Annotated in this window: 19 protein-coding genes and 2 rRNA genes; 18 read left to right on the forward strand and 3 right to left on the reverse strand. The window is 40.5% G+C overall.

Features of this window, described 5'->3' with window-relative positions:
* From VEB00_00215 to VEB00_00225, 3 genes are all read left to right on the forward strand, one after another.
* Nucleotides 1-138, forward strand: a 23S ribosomal RNA gene (locus tag VEB00_00215); the annotation flags it as partial.
* A 152-nt stretch (nucleotides 139-290) separates the two neighbouring features.
* A 5S ribosomal RNA gene (rrf, locus tag VEB00_00220) occupies nucleotides 291-407 on the forward strand.
* A 537-nt stretch (nucleotides 408-944) separates the two neighbouring features.
* Nucleotides 945-2,273, forward strand: coding sequence for an ATP-binding protein (locus VEB00_00225; protein HYF81440.1), 1,329 nt, complete (start codon nucleotides 945-947; stop codon nucleotides 2,271-2,273).
* An 80-nt stretch (nucleotides 2,274-2,353) separates the two neighbouring features.
* Here VEB00_00225 and ytvI read toward each other — a convergent pair whose 3' ends face one another.
* A complete protein-coding gene (ytvI, locus tag VEB00_00230) occupies nucleotides 2,354-3,418 on the reverse strand; it encodes a sporulation integral membrane protein YtvI (GenBank protein HYF81441.1) in 1,065 nt (354 codons plus the stop codon).
* A 340-nt stretch (nucleotides 3,419-3,758) separates the two neighbouring features.
* Between ytvI and VEB00_00235 the strand changes: the two genes are divergently transcribed.
* The 11 genes from VEB00_00235 to VEB00_00285 all read left to right on the forward strand — a co-directional run bounded on the left by VEB00_00235 (nucleotide 3,759) and on the right by VEB00_00285 (nucleotide 11,710).
* The gene (locus tag VEB00_00235) at nucleotides 3,759-4,601 is read left to right on the forward strand and encodes a fumarate hydratase (protein HYF81442.1); all 843 of its coding nucleotides are present in this window, start codon (nucleotides 3,759-3,761) and stop codon (nucleotides 4,599-4,601) included.
* Nucleotides 4,602-4,633: 32 nt separating this feature from the next.
* A complete protein-coding gene (locus VEB00_00240) occupies nucleotides 4,634-5,206 on the forward strand; it encodes a Fe-S-containing hydro-lyase (GenBank protein HYF81443.1) in 573 nt (190 codons plus the stop codon).
* Between the two features lie 14 nt (nucleotides 5,207-5,220).
* Nucleotides 5,221-6,672, forward strand: a complete 1,452-nt coding sequence (locus VEB00_00245) for an aminotransferase class I/II-fold pyridoxal phosphate-dependent enzyme (protein HYF81444.1) — start codon at nucleotides 5,221-5,223, stop codon at nucleotides 6,670-6,672.
* 21 nt (nucleotides 6,673-6,693) lie between these two features.
* A complete protein-coding gene (locus tag VEB00_00250) occupies nucleotides 6,694-7,023 on the forward strand; it encodes a cyclic-di-AMP receptor (GenBank protein ID HYF81445.1) in 330 nt (109 codons plus the stop codon).
* Nucleotides 7,024-7,034: 11 nt separating this feature from the next.
* The gene (locus tag VEB00_00255) at nucleotides 7,035-7,490 is read left to right on the forward strand and encodes a YaaR family protein (GenBank protein ID HYF81446.1); all 456 of its coding nucleotides are present in this window, start codon (nucleotides 7,035-7,037) and stop codon (nucleotides 7,488-7,490) included.
* Nucleotides 7,491-7,514: 24 nt separating this feature from the next.
* A complete protein-coding gene (gene holB / locus VEB00_00260) occupies nucleotides 7,515-8,519 on the forward strand; it encodes a DNA polymerase III subunit delta' (GenBank protein ID HYF81447.1) in 1,005 nt (334 codons plus the stop codon).
* Nucleotides 8,512-9,393: a stage 0 sporulation family protein gene (locus VEB00_00265; GenBank protein ID HYF81448.1), complete on the forward strand. Its 882-nt coding sequence runs from the start codon at nucleotides 8,512-8,514 to the stop codon at nucleotides 9,391-9,393. The genes holB and VEB00_00265 overlap by 8 nt, the downstream gene beginning before the upstream one ends.
* A 101-nt stretch (nucleotides 9,394-9,494) precedes the next feature.
* A complete protein-coding gene (locus VEB00_00270; protein ID HYF81449.1) occupies nucleotides 9,495-9,665 on the forward strand; it encodes a 4Fe-4S binding protein in 171 nt (56 codons plus the stop codon).
* A gap of 102 nt (nucleotides 9,666-9,767) precedes the next feature.
* Nucleotides 9,768-10,508 carry a tRNA1(Val) (adenine(37)-N6)-methyltransferase gene (locus VEB00_00275; protein HYF81450.1) on the forward strand — a complete coding sequence of 247 codons (741 nt, stop codon included), beginning with the start codon at nucleotides 9,768-9,770 and terminating at the stop codon, nucleotides 10,506-10,508.
* The gene (gene rsmI / locus VEB00_00280) at nucleotides 10,508-11,353 is read left to right on the forward strand and encodes a 16S rRNA (cytidine(1402)-2'-O)-methyltransferase (GenBank protein ID HYF81451.1); all 846 of its coding nucleotides are present in this window, start codon (nucleotides 10,508-10,510) and stop codon (nucleotides 11,351-11,353) included. The genes VEB00_00275 and rsmI overlap by 1 nt, the downstream gene beginning before the upstream one ends.
* 165 nt (nucleotides 11,354-11,518) lie before the next feature.
* Nucleotides 11,519-11,710, forward strand: a complete 192-nt coding sequence (locus tag VEB00_00285; protein HYF81452.1) for a DUF1858 domain-containing protein — start codon at nucleotides 11,519-11,521, stop codon at nucleotides 11,708-11,710.
* 38 nt (nucleotides 11,711-11,748) lie between these two features.
* Here VEB00_00285 and VEB00_00290 read toward each other — a convergent pair whose 3' ends face one another.
* Both VEB00_00290 and VEB00_00295 read right to left on the reverse strand, forming a co-directional pair.
* Nucleotides 11,749-11,988 carry an AbrB/MazE/SpoVT family DNA-binding domain-containing protein gene (locus tag VEB00_00290; protein ID HYF81453.1) on the reverse strand — a complete coding sequence of 80 codons (240 nt, stop codon included), beginning with the start codon at nucleotides 11,986-11,988 and terminating at the stop codon, nucleotides 11,749-11,751.
* Between the two features lie 334 nt (nucleotides 11,989-12,322).
* Nucleotides 12,323-13,066 (reverse strand): N-acetylmuramoyl-L-alanine amidase, encoded by a 744-nt coding sequence (locus VEB00_00295; protein ID HYF81454.1) that lies wholly within the window; start codon nucleotides 13,064-13,066, stop codon nucleotides 12,323-12,325.
* A 142-nt stretch (nucleotides 13,067-13,208) separates the two neighbouring features.
* Here VEB00_00295 and VEB00_00300 point away from each other — a divergent pair, with 142 nt between their 5' ends.
* The 4 genes from VEB00_00300 to VEB00_00315 all read left to right on the forward strand — a co-directional run bounded on the left by VEB00_00300 (nucleotide 13,209) and on the right by VEB00_00315 (nucleotide 19,873).
* The gene (locus VEB00_00300) at nucleotides 13,209-14,777 is read left to right on the forward strand and encodes an FAD-dependent oxidoreductase (GenBank protein ID HYF81455.1); all 1,569 of its coding nucleotides are present in this window, start codon (nucleotides 13,209-13,211) and stop codon (nucleotides 14,775-14,777) included.
* 181 nt (nucleotides 14,778-14,958) lie between these two features.
* Nucleotides 14,959-15,723, forward strand: coding sequence for a carbon-nitrogen hydrolase family protein (locus tag VEB00_00305; protein HYF81456.1), 765 nt, complete (start codon nucleotides 14,959-14,961; stop codon nucleotides 15,721-15,723).
* Between the two features lie 235 nt (nucleotides 15,724-15,958).
* A complete protein-coding gene (gene pepT / locus VEB00_00310) occupies nucleotides 15,959-17,182 on the forward strand; it encodes a peptidase T (GenBank protein ID HYF81457.1) in 1,224 nt (407 codons plus the stop codon).
* A gap of 282 nt (nucleotides 17,183-17,464) precedes the next feature.
* On the forward strand, nucleotides 17,465-19,873 hold the full coding sequence (locus tag VEB00_00315) for an immune inhibitor A domain-containing protein (GenBank protein HYF81458.1): 2,409 nt from the start codon (nucleotides 17,465-17,467) through the stop codon (nucleotides 19,871-19,873).
* The last annotated feature ends 23 nt before the right edge of the window (nucleotides 19,874-19,896 follow it).

Raw genomic sequence — 19,896 nt, forward strand, 5'->3', positions numbered from 1 at the left:
CGAAACCGACTCCAAGATAAGATTTCCCACAGAGTAATCTGGTAAGACCCCATGTAGACTACATGGTTGATAGGTCGGAGGTGTAAGCACAGCAATGTGTTCAGCTGACCGATACTAATAGGTCGAGGGCTTGATCTAAAACAGGTTTTACACTTAGAAGTTCTCTTTTGCGGGTCCCTTTGCGAGAGCAACGGGATGTAGCAAAAGTTAATAGAACATCTTAGTGGAAAACCGTAGAAGCTAACAAACTTTACGATAATATGCAGTTTTGAAGGTACAAACCTTCATAATCTGGTGGCAATGACGGAGAGGTCACACCTGTTCCCATCCCGAACACAGAAGTTAAGCTCTCCAGTGTCGATGGTACTTGGACCGCAGGGTCCTGGGAGAGTAGATCGCCGCCGGGTAACAAAAGAAACGATAGATATGATTCTATCGTTTCTTTTGTTTTTGTGATATTTTTTGTGCTATATGCGACTGATTTTTGTTACCCGTTAGCGACGAAGCGATGCTTCGTCGACTGCGATAGATTAAGGATAGCTGTTCTGCGCAGTGATGCTTATGGGCAGCTCATGCAGAAAGCTGGATCGCCGCCTGGGTCGTACTTGTGGGTAGTTTGTTAAAGACTTGATTGCTGCCGGGTAAATAAAAAATACGATGTGAGAAATCATATCGTATTTTTTATTTTTGTCTAATCCTTATACTAAGTTTCGTTGTAATTCGACAAGATTTTACATAAAATTTACTGTTTGTCAATACATTATTTTTGAAATGTATAGTTTATTATATAATTGGTAGACCAATGAGTTTTTGGTTCTGTTTATAGAACTAGATAACTATATATATAAAAGGCATGTTTAAATTCCTTTTTATAGTCTATACTTATAATACTTGACAGCACTAGCTCTATTTGGAAGGAAATGTATATAAAGGGTGGGCATATAATGAAAGAAATGTTAAGCAGCTTATCACTTAAAATTAAATATATTTTAGCATTGCTAGCTGCATTATTCTTTGCTTTCAATATGATATACGTAATTTTTATGTATGCAAATTCCAGCGTGGGCAGTGATAAGATGTTTAAAGCACTTGCTTTAAGCGAGGTGCTGCTTATACTGTTCATCAGCTACAGTATGTACAACCTTATAAAGAGTAACACAGTGCTTAAAAGTGCAACAGGAATTATGCGGGATGAAATGTCTGAAGGCAGTACAATATTTAATACAATTTCTGACGGAATAATAGTTGTTGACAATAAAGGAAAAGTTAGAAGTGTAAACCAAGGTTTATGCTGCATATTAGGACTTGAAGAAAATCAGATAATTAACAAGAACTTATATAGCTTGCTCATTGAGTGGGATACAGATAGCCAAAACAAATTGCTGCCGGGGATGGTGATTGAGTCTTTAGAGACGCAGAAGGAGTTCAGGCAGCAAGAGAAAGTATTTATCAGGAATACGGAAGTGCTTTATATTGATGTATCAACATATATGCTATGGAGTAAAAGCAGAAATTTAATGGGAGTTCTTGCGGTTGTCCATGATTTCACTCAAAAGAAAAAACTTGAGCAGCAGTTGATGCACGTAGAAAAGCTGGCAACAGCCGGACAGTTGGCTGCAGAGCTGGCACATGAGATTAAAAATCCTATATGTTCTATTAAAGGACTTATTCAGATAATGGGAAAGAAGCACTGCCTCGAGGACAGTAAATATTATGAAGTGATTACAAGTGAGATAGAGAGGATAAGTGTACTCCTGCAAAGGTTTCTTGCTCTTACACAAAATAAGCCAAAGCTTGAGAAAACAAGCATTAACAAAGTTGTAGAAGAAATAGTACCTTTGGTCGAGAGCTATGCTGAGAACAAGAATATCAATATCAATGTGGATATGCAAAAAGGGATGCCAAGCATTTATGCTGATAAGGAAAATATAAGGCAGGTAATAGTAAACATAGTTCAGAACGGAATTGATGCTCTACCCAGAAATGGGAGGATGAATATAAGCATTTGGTTCGATCAGATAAATGATTTTATTAAAATGGAGTTCAAGGATAATGGGAGCGGTATAAAGCCGGAGTATCTGGATAAGATTTTTGAACCGTTCTTTACAACAAAAGACAATGGTTCAGGTTTGGGACTCGCAATATCGCATAAGATAATTGAGAATCATTGTGGAAAGCTGTTTGCTTTTAACAATCTGGATGGAGGAGCTACATTTGTAATAGAGCTTCCTGCTGCTAAAAGTTATGATATGGTTAGTAACATTCTTTCTTAAACAAGCAATAAAAAAGTCGCATTTGACAAGTTCAATTGCGGCTTTTTTTATTATTTTTATTCGGTTAATCATTTCAATATTTACTTGAACTTTGGCAGTATCCCTGCATGCTGGCAGGCTTTTATTGCAACCACTGAAGTGGGTCCGAGAATAAGACCTGCCGGACCTATAAGCTTCAAGCCTGCAAACATTGACATAAGTGTGACAACGGGATGTATCCCTAGCTGCTGCCCTACTATCTTTGGTTCTATCATATACCTTACAACTGTTATTATTCCGTATAGCACAAGAAGTGCAACGCCCATCCTGTAATTTCCCATTACAAAGTTTGTAATTGCCCAAGGGACGTAAATGCCCCCGGTACCGAGAACAGGAAGTATATCAAGCAAAGCTATGACGATTGCTAAAGTAAAGGCATAGTCAACACCTATAAAGGTCAACCCTATAAAGGATTCAGAAAAGGTCACGCTCAATATTATTGATTGAGCTTTTAGGAAACCTATCAAGGCCCCGAAGAGATCTGTTTTTAATGAAGTTAGTTTTGTGCCCCAGGGTGATGGAAGCTGTCTGAAAACAAAATCCTTTATAATATATTTATCTTTTGTCAGGAAGAAGGTTGCAATAAGTGTAATTATCAAGAATATCAATGTAGACGGCAGTGCTGTTAAAGTATTTATCAACCATGTTGTTGTATGGCTTAAGAAGGTTGTGGCTTTCTCAAAGACAGTTTTGAGCACATCCTGTATAATGTTGAGAGCTTCAGGAGGCAGTTGAAGATACAAGTCGGTGACCTGCTGAATTATTTTAGCAGAAAGGTTGTACAACCCCTCATAATAGTTCGGCAGCCTGTCATAAAGCTTTATGAATTCATATACAATTCTAGTAACTGCGAATATTGAAAAAGCAATAAAGCCCCCAAGAAAAAGCAAGATTGACAATGCCACAGAAATGCCACGCTTCAGCTTTAACTTCTGAAAGAACTTTACAAGAGGCTCAAGTATAAAGGACAATACTAATGCAGTAATAAAAGGTGTGAAATATATTAATACAAGCCTGAGTGCAAAATATGAAATCAAAGCTATTGTCAAATATGCCAATACCCTTAGTATTATATGCAAATATTTTTCTATCTCCGGTCGGAGCATAATATCACTCCCCAATATCTAATTGTTGTTTTTTTACAATTAACCCCATACTACTATATATGCAGCTGAAAGGAATACGCTACTTTCTTTATTATATATAATGCAAGTGCAATAATCAAACAATATTAAGAGAACAATAACATTTTATGGGGTATATTGAGAAATTAATAATAATAATAAAATATACAGGCGAAATATGCGAATTTAACAAATAATAGTATATATTTCTATAAGCCTTTATTGTGTCTTGATTTATTAGTATAATTAGATTATTAAATCAATGCGGTTAATACTAATAATAGCCAATAACATTAAAAATATTCACAAGGAGAATCTTAAAGTGAGAGAGATAAATGTAGATGTAATTTGCGAAACGATAAAGGAGCTTTTCATAAATGCTAATTACTATTTGTGCGCAGATATAAGAAAAAGAATCGATGAATATAGAGGCATAGAGATTTCTCCTATAGGAAAGGAAATATTGGATAAAATAATTGAAAACGCAGACATGGCTGCAAGAAATCAAGTAGCTATATGTCAGGACACCGGTATGAGCGTGGTATTCCTTGAAGTAGGACAGGAAGTCTGCTTTGTCGGCGGTGATATTAATGAAGCTGTTAATTCGGGAGTTCGAAGAGCTTATAAGGATGGATACCTCAGGAAGTCAGTTGTGGCTGATCCGATTAGTAGAGTAAATACCGGTGATAATACTCCGGCCATAGTATACTATGATATAGTGCCGGGAGATAAGGTACAGATACAGATTATGCCAAAGGGCTTCGGAAGTGAAAACATGAGTGGTATAAAAATGCTGAAGCCCTCAGATGGAGTGGAAGGGGTAACAGAGTTTGTGCTGGATACGGTAGTCAAGGCAGGTTCTAATCCATGCCCGCCAATTATAGTAGGGGTTGGTATAGGGGGAACCTTTGAAAAGGCAGCTTTGATGGCGAAGAAAGCTTTGCTGCGACCCTTGGACAAGGGTAATGATGATAGTTATTACAGAGAACTTGAAACAGCTCTTCTGCATAAAATAAACAACTTAGGAATCGGACCTCAAGGGATGGGAGGCATCACGACGGCTCTCTCGGTTAACATAGAAGCCTATGCTACACATTTTGCCGGATTGCCTGTAGCTGTGAATATTACCTGCCATGCATCCAGGCATATGGAAAGGGTAATCTAGCCATTTTTCAGTGAAAGGAAGAAATATAGAATATGAATAAGAGAATAACAACACCTCTTACAGACGAGGATATAATGCAATTGAATGCTGGAGATCCTGTGCTGCTTAGCGGGGTTATATATACTGCCAGAGATGCGGTTCACAAAAAGATGCATGAGGCGCTGGAAAACGGGCAAGACTTACCTATTGATGTACGGCAGCAGGTTATATATTATGCAGGACCGTGTCCAGCCAGACCTGGTGCTGTTGCAGGTCCTTTCGGTCCCACTACCGCTGGAAGGATGGATAAGTATGCTCCTGAGCTTATCGAGCTTGGGCTTAAGGGTATGATTGGCAAAGGTGATAGAGGGTCGGTTGTTGTTGAAGCGATGAAAAAGAGCAATGCCGTTTATTTCGCAGCTATTGGCGGGTTGGGAGCTTATATTGCGGCGACAATAGAGTCACAAGAGGTGATTGCATACGACGAGCTGGGAGCGGAAGCCTTAATGAAGCTTACGGTAAAAGACTTTCCACTCATAGTAGCTATAGATAGCAGGGGTAACAACCTTTATCACACAGAACCTGAGAAATATAAGGGCAAATTTGCCGAAGTGCTTTTAAAGTAGTTAGGGGGCATTTGATGAATCTTAACAGCATACCAATATTAAAATCGCTTATAGCATACAGGGATGAGGGAGTTGTGTCCTTTCATATGCCGGGACATAAAAACGGTGACATATACAAGAAAGCAGGCATGGAATTTCTAAACGGTGATTTGTTGGCGCTGGACACCACCGAGGTGCCCGGAATTGACAACCTCCATTGTCCTGAGAGCTCTATACTATTAGCCCAAAAACTTGCTGCAGAAGCTTTTGGTGCAGAGCATTCTTTTTTTCTGGTCAACGGAACCACCTCTGGGATTTATTCAATGATAATGGCAGCAGCAAATCCCGGAGATAAGATAATAATACCGCGCAACTGTCATAGGTCGGTGTATGGGGCTGTAATATTAGGCAGGCTGGTACCGGTGTATATAGATCCGGAAATGGATGATGAGCTTGGAATAGCAATGGGTATAAAACCTGAAACGGTAGAATATATATTGGAAAAGCATAGTGATGCAAAAGCTGTTGTTATTACGAGCCCTACCTATTATGGAGTATGCTCTGATATTAGAAGAATCGCAGAGATAGTGCACGAAAAGGGTATGCTGCTTCTTGTTGATGAAGCCCACGGCTCTCATTTGAGCTTCAATGAAAGGCTGCCCGTGTCGGCGCTCGAAGCAGGTGCAGATATGACTGCACAAAGCATTCATAAGACGCTTCCTGCGATGACTCAGAGCTCGATGCTGCATGTAAAATCTTCAAGGGTAGACATAGAAAAGCTGAAGCTATTTCTGCAGCTGACCCAGACAACAAGTCCCTCGCATATACTTCTGGCCTCATTGGATACTGCAAGATATATAATGCAGGAGTTAGGTCACGAGCTCTTGGAAGATGCTATAGCTTGGAGTAATGAGGCAAGAAATAAAATCAACAGCATTGCGGGACTGTACTGTTTGGATTTTGACAGGATAGGCACATATGGTATCAGCGATTTGGATCCAACAAGGATAACTGTAAATTTCAGTGCTGCTGGAATGAGTGGTACCAGAGCTGAAGCTATATTGAGAAAGGACTTCAAGATACAAGTCGAAATGGCCGATTTATATAATATAGTTGCATTAACGACAATAGGTAACCACCGAGCCGACTATGAAAGGCTGGTGGATGCATTGAGGGGCATTGCAAAGACCGCGGGAAGCATAAGGACAGAGGTAAAGACTACAAAAGCCTTTATTAAGCCTCCAGAGCTTTCTATCTTGCCGTGGGAAGCGGTATACTGTGAGAAAGAGCATGTGGAAGCTTCTGAAAGCATAGGCAGGGTATGCGGAGAAATGATAATACCTTATCCTCCGGGGATACCCATTCTGATGCCCGGAGAGATGATTACCCGGGAAGCTTATGAGTATCTGAAACTCTGCGTGCAGCAACGGATAAAGATAAACGGGGCTTATGATAATAAGCTGGAAACGGTATGTGTGATAAAGTAAATATTTCAAGGAGGAATAGCAATGAAACTTGTATTAGCAGTTGTACAGGATGATGATGTTGATGATTTGGTGGAAAAGTTAGTCAAAGAGAAGCTCAGCAGCACAAAGCTTGCTTCAACCGGCGGGTTCTTAAGGGAAGGAAATACTACACTTATGATTGGTGTGGAAAAGGATAGGGTAGATTCAGTAATAACCATAATCAAGGATATCTGCAAGAGCAGGAAGCAGACCTTTACCACCCCTATTCCGCCTACAGGCTCTGCGGGAGTGTTTATTCCATATCCTATAGATGTAATGGTTGGTGGGGCGACAATATTTGTAGTTGACATTGACAGGTTTGAGAAGGTATAAGGAGTATCAATATGAAAATATCTGATATACAAAGCCATCCGAGTACAATTTCCAGTGCTTTGGCACGAGAAGACAGGAGATCGGATATCACAAGCGACAGGTCAAGTTTTGGCGATACACTCAAGAAAACAGCGGAGCAGGACTTGACAAGCCGCTTAAACAGGCTGATGAGTGATATCGAGAAGCAAGGGGAACACCTGTCCAAAAATATGGATATAAAGGAATTGAAAAATTATAAGAAGCTTATTTCAGAATTCATGGGCGAAGTAGTGAACAACTCGCTTAAATTCTCAAAGCAAAGCCATTTTGACAGAAGAGGGAGACATAAGGTATATGCCCTTGTAAAAAAGGTAAATGCCAAGGTTGAGGAGCTTAGCAGAGAATTTATGAAGGAACAGAAGGACAACATAAAGATACTTGATAGTATAGGAACCATTAAGGGTATGCTTTTTGACATGTACATGTAGTTCCTGGTGAAAAGGAGAATGGTAATGGGTTTTAGTGACGTAGCAGGTCAGAGGGTAATAGTGGAAAGTCTAAAAAATGCAATAAAAAACGATATGACTGCAAACGGTTATATTTTCAGTGGATCTAAAGGCTGTGGTAAGAAGCTCATGGCCTTTATTTTTGCCGCAGCTTTAAACTGCACCGGGGCAGTTTCGGAGAAGCCCTGCGGCAGCTGCAGCTCCTGCATAAGGACAGGCAGTGGCAATCATCCAAATGTAGAAGTTGTGAGACCTACCGGCCAGAGTATAAAAATTAAACAGATCCGCCAAATAATTAGTGATGCCGCCAAAAAGCCATTTGAAAGCGGATTTAAGGTAATAATAATTGAAAATGTAGAAAAGATGACTCATGATGCACAGGACGCATTCTTGAAAACTCTAGAAGAACCACCTGAAAATACTGTATTTATACTGCTTGCAGAAAACCATGACCTTTTACTGCCTACTATTGTTTCAAGATGCCAGATATATCAGTTCAAACCGGTAGATATGAAGGAAATGAAGGATTTCATAGAAGAAAAGTACGATTATCCATTAGAAGAGGTTGAAGCGGCGGTGCGGTACTCCAAGGGCGTTGTTGGCAAGGCACTTGACTTTCTTCAGGATAAGGAGAGTCTCAGGGCTCGTGAAAGGTTTGTGGATATACTTGAGAAGGCTTTGATGGGGAATGGGAGTGAGGCATTACTTCTTGCTTCAGCAGTTGTTGAGGATAAGGAGGCAGCGGAAAGGTTCATGGAGTTTTCGCTGGTCTGGTTTAGGGATTTGATGGTTTACAGGGAGAGTCAAGGAGCTCACGAGCAGCTTATTATCAATATTGACAGCTTGGATAGATTGGCAAAGCATAATACTGTTTTGACGGATGTCAAATTAAACAGTATAATAGATATAATTAAGAATACTACGAGGTATGTCAAGCATAATGTTGGTATAAAAAACAGTGTAGATGGCATGCTATTAAATATTGTGGAGGTAAGTTTATACAATGGTTAAAACAGTTGGAGTCAGGTTTAAAAAAGCCGGCAAGATATACTATTTTGACCCCGGCGACTTGGAAATAAATGTTGATGACAGTGTTGTGGTGGAGACCATCAGAGGTATTGAATTCGGTAAGGCCGTGCTGGGAATAAGAGAAGTGCCTGAGAATGAAATAATCGCACCACTGAAGCAGGTTCTGAGAATTGCTACGGAAGAAGACAATAAAGTGTATCAAGACAACAAGGTAAAAGAAAAGGAAGCTTTCAACGTATGCCTTCAGAAAATAAACCATCATAATCTTGGAATGAAGCTTATTGATGTGGAATATACCTTTGACAACAACAAGATAATATTCTACTTTACAGCAGACGGACGTGTGGACTTCAGGGAGCTTGTGAAGGATTTGGCTTCAGTTTTCAAGACAAGGATAGAGCTTCGCCAGATTGGTGTAAGAGACGAAGCTAAAATGATCAGCGGCATGGGTCCCTGTGGGAAAAGCCTCTGCTGTTCTACCTTCCTTGGGGATTTTGCGCCGGTTTCTATTAAAATGGCAAAGGAACAGAGCCTATCCCTCAACCCTACAAAGATTTCCGGTATATGCGGCAGACTTATGTGCTGCCTGAAATATGAGCACGAAACATACGAAAACTCAAGGAAATACATGCCTAAGGTAGGGGCATTGGTTGACACTCCTGAAGGCCGTGGGGAAGTGGTGGGATCCAATATACTTCTTGAGGTGGTCAAGGTTAAGCTGGAGCTGATGGAGGGCAATCTTCGCATTGTCAAGGATTTTCCTGTCAAGGAAATAGTGCAGCTAAAACCAGGTAAGGATGTGGAGCCTGATATTGAGGGCGATATTGAGAATCTGGAGCGTCTTGAGGATAATTAGTGATTATTAAAATTGAAAAATTATAAAAAATTGATCAAAGGGTTTTATTTATGAAACATTAGTGATAAAATGTAAATGTAATTCATATAGGAGGTGTAACTATGGCATATAAGATATTAGATTCTTGCATAAGCTGTGGTGCATGTGAACCAGAATGCCCAGTTAACTGCATAAGCCAGGGCGATGATAAATACGTTATCAATCCAGATGAGTGCATCGAGTGCGGTGCATGTGCTAACGTTTGTCCAGTTGATGCTCCGGTACAGGAATAATTATCGCATGAAAAAAGACCGTTAAGGTCTTTTTTTCCATTTAGGCTTCCTAGTGTAAGCAATAAGGGCAATGTTTCCGAATTTCTTTAAAAGAGGTATGACATGGAAGAACTTATATTGCATGATGAAACTGTTGATGATTTGCAGAACGGTTATAAATTAATACAGAAAAGCGATTCCTTCAGGTTTGGTGTAGATGCAGTACTCTTGGCAGACTTCGCTAATGTGAAGCATGAGCATTCGGTCATTGATCTTGGCACCGGTACGGGTATCATTCCTATCCTTATATATGCCAAGAAAAAACCATTGGAGATAACAGCAGTGGAAATACAGCAGGATATGGCTGAGATGGCTCTGCGCAGCATCAAACTCAATGGGCTCGATAAAAGCATTAAGGTGCTGTGTATGGATCTTAAGGATGCTCCTAAGCTTCTGGGAAAGGCAAGGTATGATTGCGTAGTAACCAACCCCCCCTACGTGAAGAAGGAATGTGGAATAAACAACCCCTCTGAATCCAAGGCTATTGCAAGGTTTGAGATAATGTGCAGCCTGGAGGAGGTGCTGATGACCGCTAGAGAGCTTCTTAAACCAGGGGGAAAGTTTTATATGGTGCATAGGACTGATCGTTTGGCAGATATAATATACGAAATGCGAAACAGTGGAATTGAGCCAAAGCGTATACGGTTTGTACACCCCTCCATAGGGAAAAGACCCAATCTTCTGCTGATTGAAGGAGCCAGAGGGGGAAATAAGGAGCTTAAGTTCATGGATCCGCTGTATATACATGATGAAAAAGGTGAATACACTGAAGAGATACATAGAATATACGGGAGGACGAAATAATGGCCGGAATTTTATATCTATGTGCAACACCCATAGGGAACCTCGAGGACATAACCTTAAGATGCATTAGGATACTGGGGGAAGTGGACATTATCGCCGCTGAGGATACCAGGCATACTATCAGACTGCTGAATCATTTCGAAATTCGAAAGCCTTTGATAAGCTATCATGAACATAATAAATATGAAAAGGGCAGCGAGATAGTAGAGCTTCTAAAATCAGGGAAAAATATAGCGCTGGTCTCTGATGCAGGCATGCCTGCCATATCGGACCCCGGCGAAGAGCTGGTCAGGCTTTGTATTGACAGCGACATTGATATAATTCCTATTCCCGGGCCTAGTGCTTCACTTACGGCATTGATAGTCTCGGGGCTTTCAACAGTACGATTCTGCTTTGAAGGCTTTCTGTCGTCAAATAAAAAGGAGAGAAGAGAGAGACTTCAAAAGCTTTCTAATGAAACAAGAACCATTATACTATATGAAGCTCCCCACCGTTTGCTGGATACACTAAGTGAGATAAAGGAACAGCTGGGAGAGAGAAGAATATCGGTATCAAGGGAAATAACCAAAAAATTTGAAGAGACAGTAAGAGCTGATATAAGCGAAGTAATAAGTATTTTTAAAGAGCGGACGATAAAAGGCGAATTCGTTCTGATCATTGAAGGTATAAATGAAAAAGAACTTATTGATATTGAATTAAAGAAATGGGATAATATATCCATTGAGGAACACTTAAAAATGTATTTGCGACAGGGAATAGATAAAAAGGAAGCAATTAAAAAAGTAGCAGAGGATAGAAAATTGCCCAAAAAGGAAATATATAAAATAGGGTGCAATATAGAATAGTACAGTTTAGCTTTGCTTTGCTACTATATAAATCGCACAATGAAGATTACTTTGATTAGCTGCGATTTATAACAATAATGAAAATGTTTCTCAGTATTGAACTATTTTTTAAAGGATTTACTGCGAAACATATACCTGTCAGAGAATTTGAAAGGAGGACAAAACATGAAATTCACAAAGGATATGACTGTGGCTCAGATTTTGAGAGCAAATCCCAATACTGCTGAGGTTTTCATGAGATATGGAATGCATTGCCTTGGCTGACCGGGTGCTACAGGAGAGTCTGTGGAACAGGCTGCTATGGTGCATGGTTTTGATGGAGATCAGCTTTTAGAAGATTTGAATAAAGTAAATTAGTAAAATTTAAAGGTTAGGATTTCTCCTAACCTTTTGAATTACTTTTTGAATTCTTCCATGCAAGCTGGGCAAATGTTTTTGCCTTTGTAAACAATTACGTCCTTTGCATTTTGGCAGAATATGCATGCTGGCTCATATTTCTTCAATATGATATGTTCGCCATCAACATATATCTCTAAGGAATCCTTTTCCTCTATATTAAGGGTTCTCCTTAATTCTATCGGAATTACAACCCTACCTAGCTCATCAACTTTTCTTACAATTCCTGTGGACTTCAATTTATTCTCCTCCTCCTACATTATACAACAAATTTCGACAAGTTATTTTATAATTAAATGTTAACATTTATGACAATAAAAGTCAATAGTGTATAAGCTCAAAATAATATTTATTCATATTGCAGTTTTTGATATATGCATAGATATTACAACTGATAAGGCTAATACTATAATGATTTGTTAAAGAATAAACAAGTTGCAGGGGAGTATAAGTATTCAAATAAGTCATACTAATGTGAATAATTATAATATTCCATATTATCAATATTATAAAATTGAAGTTGTTATAGTATATATGTCTTTCTTTATAACGAATAGGAAAGTATAGATTTCATTAGTGTACCACTTCTCGTACATGAGTTTCGTGATAATAGTTCTGAAGCCCGTCAAATATGGCCTCTGCCATAAATGCTTGAAAATCATCCTGTCTCAGCAGCCTTCCTTCTTCCAAATTTGTCATATAACCTGTTTCAACAAGTATGCCGGGGACTTTTGTGCTTCGCAGTATGAATAGATTTTCGGGCAGTATTTTGGATTTTAGAGTATTGTTTTTTAAGAAGTTTCTATAAACAATTTCATTAATGCTGCTGCCGACCAATTGAGCCAGGTTTTTTCCTTCTTCGGATGCATAGTAATAAAAAAGTATTGCCCCTTTTGTTTCTGGGTTGCTGCGGAAACAGTTGGAATGTATACTAATGAAAACATCTGTACCGCTGTTATCCACTATATCCCGCCGTGCATCCAAGTCCCTCCGATATCTTGATGACTGCAAATCACTTTTGCTTTCGAGAGAAACGTCGCTGTCTCTTGTAAGTATTACTTTTACTCCGGCATTCGTAAGACGTTCTTTCAGTTTTAGTGATATATCAAGGTTAATATCCTTTTCGTTGAAGTGTTCACCTAGAGACGCTCCCCCATCTATCCCTCCATGCCCCGGGTCTATGACTATCAATTTACCCTTCAAGCCGGCATTTGGTGATTTGGCGTATTCATGATTGTACTCAGATATTGAAAAGAACATCAAGGCAGCTAATGCTGCTATTATAACGTATACTATAATTCGGTTAACACTCATCATCTATCTATACCTGCCTTTCTATATCTCATTAATTATATTCACTTTTGCACCCTAAAATGTAGTGTGAATAATTTTGTAAAAGAAGTAAATCATAGCTAGGAATGGTAAACGGTTATGAATACTACGGGGAGTGAAAAGAGTTATGGAAAATAACAAGATAGTGAATCATGCCGACTTTAAGACACCTCCTGAGTCCTATTGGTTGGCATCTACGGGCAGGACTAACTATCCCGCTCTAGAACAGGATATTAAAGTTGATGTTGCAATTGTTGGGGGAGGTATTACAGGTATAACCTCTGCCTATCTGCTGAAAAAAGAGGGTTTAAGGGTAGCTGTTATTGAAGCAGACAGAATTGTTCAGGGTACAACTGGGCATACCACTGCAAAAATCACATCATTGCACAGTCTTATTTACAGCAGAATAAAAAGTTATATGGGCGAGGAAAAGGCAAGGCAGTATGCTGATGCAAATGAGGCGGCCATCAGTACTATTTCAAATCTGATAAAGCATGAGGGGATTGACTGCGATTTTCATCGGGAGCCTTCATACACCTTCACTCTTGCCGATTCATATCTGCAGAAGGTGGCAGATGAGGCAAACACTGCGGCCAGCCTTGGTTTAAAAGCGACCTTTTTAGAAAACATTCCGCTGCCTTTTAAAGTCAAAGGAGCAGTAAAGTTTGAGGACCAGGCGCGTTTCCATCCTCGCAAGTACCTGCTCGCTTTAGCCAATAAGGTAGAGGGGGCTGGAAGCTTCATATTTGAACATTCAAGAGTGGTTGATATTAATGAGGGGAATCCGAGCACAGTAATTACCAATCAGGGGAAAAAGGTAACTGCTGATAATGTTATCATAGCCTCCCATTTTCCGTGCTACGATGGTATGGGTTTTTATTTCGCCAGAATGTATCCAGAAAGATCTTATGTTTTAGCGGTAAAGGTAAAGGAGAAGTTTCTGGGAGGTATGTATATTACAGCGGAGGACCCTGGCAGATCGATACGTTCTCAAGAATTCGGGGGTGAAGAGATACTTATTGTCGGTGGTGAACACCACAAGACAGCCCATGGGACAAATCTTAAGAAGCACTATGAAAGTCTAGTGGAGTATGCACATCAGCATTATGACGTGCAGGAATTGCTTTACAGGTGGTCTACCCAAGATTATACTACACTCGATAAAGTGCCCTATGTAGGCAGATTGACATCAAGAACACCTAATATATATGTGGCAACGGGCTTTAGAAAGTGGGGCATGACAAACAGCACAGCCTCAGCTATGATTATAAAGGACTTGATTGTGAAAGGCGAGAACCCATGGACGGATGTATATGACCCTTCAAGGTTTATCCCCAATCCTTCTATAACCAGCTTCATTTCGATAAATGCGGATGTTGCAGCTAAGTTAATCACAGGGAAGCTTAAACCGCTGCCCCAGGACATTGAGGTTGAAAAAGGAGAGGCAAAAGCGGTAGAAATTGAGGGAAATAAAATGGGGGTATATCGGGATGAAAAGGGGCAGCTTCATACTGTGGATACAACCTGCACACATATGGGCTGTGAATTGAAATGGAATGATGCAGAAAAGTCCTGGGATTGCCCGTGCCATGGCTCCAGGTTTACCTATGAGGGGGAAATAATTGAAGGCCCTGCAATCAACGAATTACAGCATGATTGTCACGCGAAGAACAAGATTGACCCTAATATAATATAAAATCAAGCTAGTAGGCTCCCATATTCGGGAGCCTACTAGTTTTAAAGGTTATAAGCAAACCAAATACATTTGAAATACCAAATAAGCGAAAAATGTCGCAATTCATATAATCATGGAGGAAATCTTTAAAAAGAACTGGAACATTTTACATATATTTATTCGTTTAAGGGGGCTGCGGGACATGAGAGGATTAACACTGGGACTTGCACAGATGAAATGTCAAAAAGGAGCAATAGGATATAACATAATAAGCATGTATAAGTACCTGGAGGAATGCAAAAAAAAAGGTGCGGATATAGTCTGCTTTCCCGAAATGAATATAACCGGCTACATAAACCCACTAAAATATCCTGAAGCCGTGATCTCAAGGTACCATTCCGCAATCCAGAAGGTAGCCGATATGAGCTTCACTTACCAGACTACAATTATTGCAGGCTTTGCAGAGAAGAACTATGAGGGTAAGCCCTTCATAACTCAGCTGGTAGCTCAGGAAGGAAAGGTAGCAGGCTTCTATAGGAAAAAGAATATATGCGGCGATGAGTCAGATTGGTTTTCCCCTGGTACCGAAACCCCCATATTTTCGCATTCTGGAATCAATTTCGGATTAGCAATATGTGCAGACTTAGATGATGGTGGAATATTCAAGGAATATGCTGAACAGGGGGCTAGCTTGGTCTTTGAGAGTGCCGCCCCAGGATTATACGGCGAGCAGGAGAACAGAGACTGGGAGTCGGGCTTTAATTGGTGGAAAAGTGAGTGCAAGAGCAAACTGGGAAAGTATGCTGAAGAAAGTGGCATTTATATAGCAGCGGCAACACAGGCGGGACGTACAGAAGATGAGGATTTCCCAGGGGGCGGCTATCTTTTTACCCCTCAGGGCAGCTGTACATATGAGACAGATGATTGGCACGAAGGTATAATTGTTGCCCAAATAGACCTTCCATAAAAAATAAAAAAATGAAATTTTATTGATGAGTAAATGCTTATACTGTGGTAATATTATATTATGATAAAACTATGGCATAAGCTATATTTTTTATTGAACGCACAAAAGAAATTACATCGGGTATGGTGCGAATTCAATAATGACTAAGGAAACTTTTTGCGAAATTTGATTGAAAAATACAAGGGATATTTCGCAAAACGTATAGCTTATACACTTAATATAACAGGAGGGTTTTATGCAGAAAGTAGTAGAGAGGTTTCTTAGGTATGTCAGCTTCGACACAACCAGCAGTGAGGATTCAAGCTCTGTGCCCAGTACCCCTGGACAGCTTGCGCTTGCAAGAGAACTCAAACGGGAGCTGGAGGAACTCGGCTTAAAGGACGTAAGTCTTGATGAAAACGGATATCTGATGGCTACATTGCCGTCCAACACGGGCAAAAGTATTCCGACAATTGGTTTTCTAGCACATATGGATACAAGTGACGGTGCCAGCGGAGCCCATATAAAGCCTAATATAGTGAAAAATTATGACGGAGGGGACATACTGCTCAATGATAAGCACAAGCTTGTGCTTTCACCTAAGGAATTCCCTGAGCTGTCTAAATACATAGGACAGGATTTGATTACCACTGACGGCACTACCCTATTGGGAGCAGACGACAAGGCGGGGATAGCAGAAATAGTCACAGCGCTGGAGCATCTGTTGAAGCATCCCGAAATTCCTCATGGGATTATACGAATAGCTTTCACTCCCGATGAGGAAATAGCAAGAGGTACTGACTATTTTGATGTAGAAAAGTTCAATGCAGATTTTGCCTATACTATTGACGGGGGAGAGCTGGGTGAGCTGGAATATGAGAACTTCAACGCAGCAAAAGCCGACATCGTTATAAATGGAAGAAGTGTGCATCCAGGCAGTTCCAAAGACAAAATGATAAACTCGATGCTTTTGGCTATGGAATTTAATTCGATGCTTCCTCAATTTGAGACACCAGGCCATACTGAGGGTTATGAAGGGTTCTTCCATCTGGAAAAAATATCAGGAAACGTGGAGACCACCTCCATGAAATACATTATCAGAGATTTTGATAAGTCAAAGCTAAAGGCTAGGAAAGAGAGAGTACGCAAAATTGCTGAGTACTTGAATGATAAATATGGTAAAGGTACAGTCGGGCTTGAACTCGAGGATCAATACTTCAACATGAAGGAGAAAATCGAACCTGTAATTCATGTCATTGATAATGCTAAAAAGGCAATGAGGGCAGTAGGAGTAACACCAATAGTAACCCCTATCAGAGGAGGCACGGACGGTGCCAGACTTTGCTTCATGGGACTTCCCACTCCGAATATTTTTACCGGTGGGCATAACTTCCATGGAAGGTACGAATATATATCCATAAATTCAATGAACAAGGCAGTTGAAGTAATACTTAAGCTGGTTGAAATATACAGCAGATAATAAATCGAAAATATGGCAGCGGCTACTTTTAGGGGTGGCCGTTATTTTTTTACTCACACATCAGAACGAGGGAAAGAGAATTCCCTCGTTTTTTGTTTGATATAGATAAAATATATACATATAGAACATAAAAAGTTATTACAGCAATAACCAGTTTTTACAAGTTCTGCGCATATTAAGTTTTATAATTATATAAATAAGGACAAGAGATGAATAAGGGGGTGTAAAAGTATCGGAGGTTACATAAATCAATAGTTCATATAATTTTGAGGAGGGTTAAAAATGAGAAAATTTATGGCAGTCCTATTGACAGTTGCTATGCTGCTCACCACGGTAGTATATGCAAGTCCAGATCAAACGGTTGTCCCTTCAGGCAACTACATGCCTCCAAATGAAGAGGGCATTGCAAAGCTATTGGTAAGGCAGGGTGTTCTGGATCAAAATGCCTCGGACGAGGAGGTGTATGAAGCAGTAAAAGCTTATGTAAACAAGAAGATGACACCCAATCCAACTGCGGACTATGACAAAAAGGTGTTTTTTGAGAAAATAAGAAACAAAGCAGAAGGTAAGGCAAATATTAAGAACATGGTGCAGGGCAATAAGAATGGTAAAAACCCAGCGAATCTTGACAATGTGAAGGATAAGAACTGGACGGTTAAGGAAAAGGAGTACAAGGGCGAAGTAAGGGAAATAAAGCTCCTCGTTCTACTGGCTGAATTCGGTGAGGATGAGTATGATATTGGACCATTACATAATGAAATAGAAGCGCCAGGAGCAGATAATAATTCTGATTTCTGGGTCAACGATTTCAGCAAGGAACACTATGAGAACATGCTCTTTACAGAGGGCGGCTATGATGCTATAGACCAGAACGGGAATACTCTTCATTTGGACAGCATGACAGATTATTATATTAATCAGTCAAACGGCAGCTTTAAGGTTGATGGAGATGCATACGGATGGTTCCAACTTCCTTATTCTGAAGCTTATTACGGTGATGATTCGGATGCAGGTCATGATGACCTACTGCCTGGTACATCCCACGACTTGGTTGCTGACCTTCTGAAGGTTGCAAAGGCATCAGGTACTGTACCCTTTGAGGACTATGATATTGAAGACCCATATGACCTGGATGGCGATGCAGATTATGATGAACCGGACGGAATCATCGATCACTTGGTATTGGTGCATGCAGGGGTAGACCAGAGCGGCGGCGGCGGAGCTCAGGGAGACAACGCTATTTGGGCTCACAGTTCCTCGGTTTGGGAGGAAATACCATCAGACAACCCGACAACAGATTACTGGGACGGCAACATGCTTGCATACAACTATACAATTCAAGGGGAAGACGGCACAATAGGCGTATTCTGTCATGAAACCGGTCATGATCTTGGACTGCCAGACGAGTATGACACTATATACAGCGGCAATGGGGATGCAGTAGGTTTCTATTCCTTGATGTCCAGCGGCAGCTGGGTAGGAAAGCCTCTGGGGACAAAACCCACACCAATAAGCCCTTGGGGCAGGATCACATTGGGCGAAATCTGGGGCGGACAGTGGGTAAATCCTACTGAAGTAAGCTTTGACAAGATAAAGAAGGGTGGAAACGTATATAAGCTGGATGAAACAACAGCCTGGGGCAACCACAACCAGGTAATAAAGGTTAATCTTCCTGAAAAGATGAAGGAAACTGTTTATCCATTCGGAGGTGAATACTCATTCTTTGGAGGCAAAGGGGATGAAATGGACAACAAAATGATAGCAAACCTGACCTTGCCTTCTGCAGCCAATATATCCATGAACTTCCAGACCTGGTATGACATAGAGGAGGAATGGGACTTCGGATTTATACAGGTTTCCACCGACAACGGTGCAACTTGGACTTCACTTGAATCACCTCTTATGACATCTGCACATGCATCCCAGGCAAGTGAGGCAATTATCGCCAATTTACCCGGGTATACAGGCTATAGTGACGGCTGGGTCAATGATTCCATTGATTTGACTGCTTACGCAGGACAGAACATCCTGCTTAGCTTCAGGTATATGACTGATGCTGCTGCATCCCTTGAAGGCTTCTATGTGGATGATATCTCTGTAGTGGCAGATGACAATGTGGTTTTCGGCGATGATGCTGAAAATGGAGAAACTAATTGGACCATGGACGGATGGATGCTTTCCAAGGGTTATGAAATGAAAAATCATTATTATCTCATTGAGTGGAGAAGCCACAATAACACAGATGAAGCTTTGAAGTATTGCTATAACTATCCGGTTTCCACAGGAAACTATGTAGATTACTTCCAATACGAGCCTGCAATGCTTCTGTGGTACAGGGATACTGCCTTTGATGACAACTGGGGGGGATTACATCCGGGACAGGGCTTCCTGAGTGTCGTAGACTCCCATGCGGAGCCTATAATGGTAAACGGAAGGGCATCAAGGACAAGAATTCAGATTCATGATGCGTCCTTCAGCCTTGATCCGGTTCCGGAAAAGGTATTGACATTATCCGGCAATCCGGTTGATATCGGAAGCTCGGAAGCAATTCCGATGTTTGACGATTCACAGGCATACTGGTATGATACAGCTCCACATGCGGGAGTAAAAGTGCCGGAATATGGAATAAAGATAGAAGTTCAGCTTAACGTTGAAGATTATTCAGTAGGTGAGGTAAAGATTTATAAATAAGTCTACTGATAATTAGACAACAT

This window comes from Clostridia bacterium (assembly GCA_035628995.1).
Classification (GTDB): Bacteria; Bacillota; Clostridia; order Lutisporales; family Lutisporaceae; genus BRH-c25.